3 protein-coding genes are annotated in these 3944 nt (G+C 40.2%); 2 read left to right on the top strand and 1 reads right to left on the bottom strand.

Annotated features, from left to right (window positions below):
• Positions 1-1707, top strand: a 1707-nt coding sequence (locus VB714_RS21095; RefSeq protein WP_323226659.1) for a dynamin-like GTPase family protein, incomplete at its 5' end; no start/stop codon positions are given.
• A gap of 15 nt (positions 1708-1722) precedes the next feature.
• On the opposite strand, the gene VB714_RS21090 is transcribed toward VB714_RS21095, so the two are convergent.
• Positions 1723-2550, bottom strand: coding sequence for an SDR family oxidoreductase (locus VB714_RS21090; protein WP_323226658.1), 828 nt, complete (start codon positions 2548-2550; stop codon positions 1723-1725).
• Between the two features lie 277 nt (positions 2551-2827).
• On the opposite strand from VB714_RS21090, the gene VB714_RS21085 reads away from it, so the two are divergent.
• On the top strand, positions 2828-3944 hold a 1117-nt coding region (locus tag VB714_RS21085), incomplete at its 3' end, for a transposase (protein WP_323226657.1).

The following is a 3944-nucleotide window of genomic DNA, read 5'->3' as shown; positions in this document are numbered from 1 at the left end:
CCAGAAACATCGGCAGTAGTGACAGTATTAAAACCCGCATCTGCGGGGGATATGACCACGGAAGAGACGGAGTTATTAGAGAAAATGCGAGCAAATTCCGGCATCCGCGATCGCGTTTTTTATGTTTTCAATCGCATCGATGAAACATGGTACAATGCTCAATTACGTCAGCGTTTAGAAAGTTTGATTTCTAGTCAGTTTCGCGACACCAATCGCATTTACAAAACCAGTGGCTTACTGGGATTTTATGGCAGTCAAGTTAAAGAGACCAATAGCAGCGATCGCTTTGGCTTAGATTCTCTTTTTGACGAAAGTGTTAAAGGAATAGGTGGGGAAGAAGATACACCTCAATTTGTTAGTGAGTTTAACAATTATTGTGCCAATTCCGGCAAACTTTCTGGGAGTGAGTTTCGCGTTTCTGTGCATGGTTATGAGACTCCCAATGAAAATTATGTTCGCATTCTCAGCGAATGGGGAAACCCTTTAATAGAACGCTTAATTCAAGATAGTGGAATTGAGGAGTTTCGCAGTGCCATTACTCGCTATTTAACGGAGGAAAAGCGACCGGAATTATTCTCTAATCTTGCAGACGATTTACAGCCATTGTGCATTACGTTACGCAAGTATTATATCGCCAATCGTCAGGAATTAGAAAGCCAGCCTCGCGAAATTGATGCGATGAAAGCGCGAGAATTAGAGCGTTTAAACCAACAATTACAAGATGTGGGACAGGAGTTTCAAGAGTATATGGAAGAGGAAATCAATCAAATTGTTATCAATGAAGATAGCTTATTTGAATCTGATTTTCGCATTCTGAAAGAAAAAATGGTGAATCGTTTGGATGAACTCTTACAAACATTTTCAGTTCAAGAAGCCTATGGACGCGCAACAAAAAGCCATCCGCGCAATGCAACAGCACCATTATTAGCTGTTTTAGTAGAGGCGCTTTATTATCTTTCTAATCAACTAGAAGATGTTTTAATTGCTAATGTTAAAATGGTGGCAATGAGTTTCTGTCAGCGCTTGTTAGAACGCTTACAAAAGACAGAACACTATCGCCAACTCTACCGTTTGTTGGGCAATGATGGAGGTATTGAGGTGAAAATTAAGCGCTTGCAAGAGGTATTATGCGAGGCATTAAGTAGCGAAGCACGCACGGAATGCGATCGCTATGTTCGCGAAAGTCCTCGCTTTTACGATGAGGGTACATTTTCGATTTATCAATTTCGGCAAACATTGCAGCAAACTTCTCAAGGATATGACGCAGAAAGTATTATTGAGGCTGAACCTGCTATTCGTCAATTATTAAAGTTAGATTTTGAACCCAAGGTATCAAAGACAATTCGCCAGACTTTCCGCCAAACCGTGAATCAAACCCTAAAAACCCAAATTTTACCCATGGCAAAACAGCAAGCCGATGATATTTTACAACAGTACGATCGCGCTCGTTCTTATCTAGAACAGACTCTGGAACAGGAAGCCGAAGAAAAAATAGCCAGCAACCGTCGCACTCAGGAAGAGATTGAAGCAAAAATTGCTGAATATAATGATGCGGTGACAGATATTAATAATTGCTTGCAATCTCTGCAACTCTATGATAAACAATTACCGATCGTTGCCGATACGGAGTTTGTTCCCTCTTTAGTTGAAAGTACAGTTTTAGAGGAAGAGTCAGAAATTAAAGAGGAAGACAATTTCACCCCATAAACTCCCTAATAATTTTTAGATCGCTAACTGAGGATAGAGAAATTGAAAGCCAGCTTCTTTAATTTTTTCCGTTGAAACGCGAACATTATAAGGATAAGGTATCTCTTTCTCATCCCAGGCGATCGCCGGTAAATTGTGAATTTGACAGACGCGATCGAGGAGTTCTCGTCGAGAGATTTGTTCGTCACAAACTAAATTATAAATGCCTCCTAATTGCTTTTCTCGTGCAAAATCAATGGCCTTAACAATATCCTCTAAATGCACCCAATTGGAAATATTTTCCCCTTTTCCTGCTAGAGTTTGACCCGCAATGCGCTTAAAAATCTTAGCAATTTCGCGATCGCGTCCATAAATTCCTCCTAAGCGCAGAATGCAAATTTTGCGCGTTTCCCTTGCAGCAGAGAGTAACACATTTTCAGTTTCCCAGAGAATCTGACTCTGAATTGAAGTAGGGGAAACCGGAAAAGATTCATCGACGCGATCGCCATCGCGATCGCCATAAAGGGAATAAACCCCAGTATAAATAATTTGTTGAACTGTTGGAAATTCCGGTAGCAGATCGACTAAGGTTTGCGCGGTAGCTAAATAAGTATTGCGATAGATATCTTCCTTGCGTGTTTTGGCACCAATACTCAATAAGACCACTTCTTGACCTTGTAGAACAGTTTTTAGTTCTTTTTGATTGTCTCCTTTCACCACAATAACGCGATCGGCGATCGCTTCTAATTCAGAGATGCGATCGGAATTTGTTGTCGTCACTGTCACCGTAAAACCTTGCCTTTTCCAATGATGTGCAACTTCACTTCCCACATAACCGCAACCGATAATTGCTACATTTTTCATGTTAGTTTATTCCTCAAGGTTTATCTCTTTGATCTCGTAAGGCGATCGCGCTTCAATTCCTCCTATCTACAAAATGCAAAAAGAGGACTCCTGTTAGACCCAAAGGGTTAACGGTGAGATGACGAGCGCTTTCCCTTGGCGAATTCGATTCGCCGGGGTCGCTCGTCTTTTTGCCAACAAATAAAACCGACCAAAGTAGGGACGTTAAATTTAACGTCCCTACACATAGATTGACATTCTCCGTAAAGACTGCTAAAATTTGTCTCAGGAGGTCAAGATGTTAACACTAACTTACGAGTATAAATTAATCCCGAACGAAAAGCAAATTGAGGTGATTGAAAATACCTTGAGAGTCCGTCGTTCTGTCTGGAATTACGCCCTCAGAGAGCGAAAAGATTGGATTAACTCTCGGAAGTGTTCTGTTAATGCTTGTTCTCTAGACAAGGAATATATCATTCCGGTGGATAAACCTTTTCCAAATTACAACATCCAAGCCAAACAATTAACAGAGGCGAAGAAAACAAACCCGTGGTTAAAATCTGTGAATGCTCAAGTCTTGCAACAGATGCTCAAAAGATTGGATAAAGCATTTACAGATATGAAATCAAAAAAACTCGGTTTTCCTCGTTTTAAGAATCAGCATAGGATGCGTTCTTTTGTATATCCTCAAATGCTGAAAGATTGCGTAAAGGGAAACCAGATTAAACTGCCTCAATTGGGATGGATTAAGTTCAGGAAATCGAGAGATATTCCCGATAGTTTTGCAATTAAACAAGCGAGAATTATCAAGAAAGCATCGGGATATTTTATTCTACTGTCTTTGCAGTTAGATGTTAATATTCCAGATGTCCCATTTCACGGTCATGCCATTGGGATAGACTTGGGACTGGACAAATTTCTGGCAACTTCTGATGGAGAATTGGTCGAAAGACCTCGCTTCTTGAACCAACTACAGCGCAAGCTGAAATTGCTGCAACGTAGATTAAGGAACAAAAAGAAAGACTCTAATAATCGACACAAATTAAACCAAAAAATAGCGAGACTGCACCAAAAGATATCTGATACTCGTAAAGATTGGCAATTCAAACTAGCAAATCACCTTTGCGACCAAGCACAGTCAATATTTTTTGAAGATATTAACTTTAAATCTTGGGCAAAAGGGATGTTGTCTAAACATTGCCTAGATGCTGCTTTTGGTCAATTTGTTACCATTCTTAAATGGGTAGCTTGGAAACGGGATGTTTTTGTCGCGGCAGTTGACAAGAATTACACCTCGCAAATTTGTCCAAAATGTGATTTTCACACCGGAAAAAAATTGCTTTCCGAACGAGAACATAATTGCCCGAAGTGTGGATACAAAACCCATAGAGATATAGCAGCAGCAGAAGTTATCA

The organism is Spirulina sp. 06S082, assembly GCF_034932145.1.
In the GTDB taxonomy this organism is placed as follows: domain Bacteria; phylum Cyanobacteriota; class Cyanobacteriia; order Cyanobacteriales; family Spirulinaceae; genus CCY15215.
This window is presented reverse-complemented; position numbering and strand designations above follow the sequence as displayed.

Excerpts from the sequence above, each read along its gene's own strand:
- VB714_RS21090 (WP_323226658.1), bottom strand. The coding sequence starts at position 2,550 with ATGAAAAATGTAGCAATTATCGGTTGCGGTTATGTGGGAAGTGAAGTT.